Source organism: Escherichia sp. MOD1-EC5990 (assembly GCF_002965285.1).
Lineage (GTDB): Bacteria > Pseudomonadota > Gammaproteobacteria > Enterobacterales > Enterobacteriaceae > Escherichia > Escherichia coli_F.
The window spans coordinates 1-2002 of the sequence record NZ_PTRV01000058.1 but is presented as its reverse complement, the minus strand read 5'-3'; the positions used below and the strand labels follow the sequence as shown (position 1 = coordinate 2002).

At 45.6% G+C, this 2002-nt stretch carries 2 protein-coding genes and 2 pseudogenes; 1 reads left to right on the top strand and 3 read right to left on the bottom strand.

Annotated elements, in window-relative coordinates; genetic code table 11:
- Positions 1-41 precede the first annotated feature (41 nt).
- The gene (locus BEB42_RS25800; protein ID WP_336603370.1) at positions 42-530 is read right to left on the bottom strand and encodes a hypothetical protein; all 489 of its coding nucleotides are present in this window, start codon (positions 528-530) and stop codon (positions 42-44) included.
- Between the two features lie 249 nt (positions 531-779).
- Between BEB42_RS25800 and BEB42_RS25795 the strand changes: the two are divergent.
- Positions 780-896, top strand: a pseudogene (locus tag BEB42_RS25795) (transposase); the annotation flags it as partial.
- A 416-nt stretch (positions 897-1312) separates the two neighbouring features.
- Here BEB42_RS25795 and BEB42_RS25790 read toward each other — a convergent pair.
- Both BEB42_RS25790 and BEB42_RS26955 read right to left on the bottom strand, forming a co-directional pair.
- Positions 1313-1923: pseudogene (locus BEB42_RS25790) on the bottom strand (IS3 family transposase); the annotation flags it as partial.
- Positions 1924-1932: 9 nt separating this feature from the next.
- On the bottom strand, positions 1933-2002 hold a 70-nt coding region (locus BEB42_RS26955; protein WP_223720289.1), incomplete at its 5' end, for a hypothetical protein.

Here is a 2002-nt window from a genome sequence, read left to right as displayed (position 1 = left end):
AATTTATTTTAATTTTCCAATTTTTTTTTTGTTTTACTTAATCAACCACCCCCCAAAACCCCCCCCCCCCCAGAAAATAGATTATTCTCAAATTCCGTCAATAATGCTAATGAATCCTCCAGCAATCTTAATGAGGAGTCAGTTTTTGGATCATCAGACAACATCTGCATCGCTGGAATGACATTTTTAATATACCAGATAAGAGTATTGGTTCGCATCTGGCTGGCTGTAAGTGGAGGCCAGCATTGTTTTTGTTTGACAAAAGTATCTGCAAATTTCCATGAAGCAACAGCAAGACCTTCCCAACTATATAGATGTGCAGAAATAAGGCAGAACCATGCACCTGTCTGAAGATCATATCCGTTAATACCAAATAAAGATAGGCATTTTTTTTCCAGCGTCATCCAATATGATTTCTCATATTTTTTAGCAGTTGAATTATTTATATTATAACTAACCCAAAGAAACTCTTTGTTATTTATAGGGTTAGTAGTATTAACAGTAAGATCTAATATAAAGTTCTTATTCATTTACTTAAACCATTGTTGTTGAACCACTTGCGACTATTAAAACAATACGAAATGCTCACAGCCAACATAAGTCGGTTTCCATACCATTCTGGTATCTCTTTATGCATGATCAAATTTGGTAATTCTAAACCATATTCATAAGCTTTTCTTCTAGTTACTATTAATGGAAATGTAAGTATCCCGCATAATCGTGCCATTCGTATTTAGAGATCATCCGGCATAATCAATCTGCTAACGAAGGCGATCGCTATGCGTAAAGCCCGTTTTACCGAGCATCAGATCATCGCTGTGATTAAGTCAGTTGAAGCTGGACGAACCGTTAAAGATGTCTGCCGGGAGGCCAGTATCTCTGAAGCCACCTACTACATCTATGGACTACCTCCGTTTTGCAAGTACTGAATCTGGTTTTGAGTTGTTACTTATTGTTCTGATCTACGACAGCGGCAACGTGCAGATCTTTATGTGTATCCACGCCCCCACAACAGCGGCTTCCGTAACTTTACCTGCCATAACAGAGCTCCTGTGAGGAAACAGAGTTGAATCTCCAGACAGATAACCCGGACAGGACAGTAACGAGACAAGCCGTCAGGCCCTTCTTGAGTCACGCGTATCGGTGAGGAGACGCCTCGCATGAAGGCGCTTCCTGCAACCGACAGGTCCAGGGCAGGACATAAAGGGGCGATCGCTGTGTGAGTCAGGATACGGGAAGGTCTTCACTGCATCAGTAATCACACCAGTCTGGTTAAACAGCAAACAGAGTGATGATAAAAACTGATACCGGCATTATTACTATCGCTGTGGAACATCACCCTGCCGGGCTTACCACGGGTTTCCCATGCCATTTCCAGCGCTTTCATGGTGAGCCTGCTGTCCGGCGAGAACGACATGGCCCAGTCCACTGGTTTTCTTGCGAACAGGTCGGGAATAACGGCGAGGTACGCCCGGCGCTTACCCGTCCAGATACAGGTCACATCACCGCACCACACCTGATTTGGCTCGGTCACGGCGAACTGCCGTTCAAGGTAGTCAGGGATAGCAACATGTTCATGACCACCACGTTTATACCGGTGAGTCGGCTGCTGACAGCTGACCAGCCCCAGCTCTTTCATGAGCCTGCCAGCAAGCCAGCGTCCCATCTGGTAGCCTCTCCGGGTGGGGGGGCCATTGTGGCGATGCTTCTTGCTCCGGCCGAACCGTGGCTGATGCCATGTAGCTCAAGTACCTGACTGCGTAATACAGCCCGTCTGCCGTCTGGTTTTTCAGGACGGTTTTTCCAGTATCTGTAGCTGCTGCGATGAACCCCGAACACATGGCAGAGTGTGACCACAGGATAATGCGCTCTGAGTTTCCCTATTATCGAGAACTGTTCAGGGAGTCTGACATCAAGAGCGCGGTTGTAGATTCAATCTGTCAATGCAACACCCCTTTCAATTATCTCTTTCGGTGTTTTGAACTTCAGTGTCTTTCTCGGT

What these genes read in the sequence shown, in the direction of transcription:
- BEB42_RS25800 (WP_336603370.1), bottom strand. Translation starts at nt 530, where the DNA reads ATGAATAAGAACTTTATATTAGATCTTACTGTTAATACTACTAACCCT.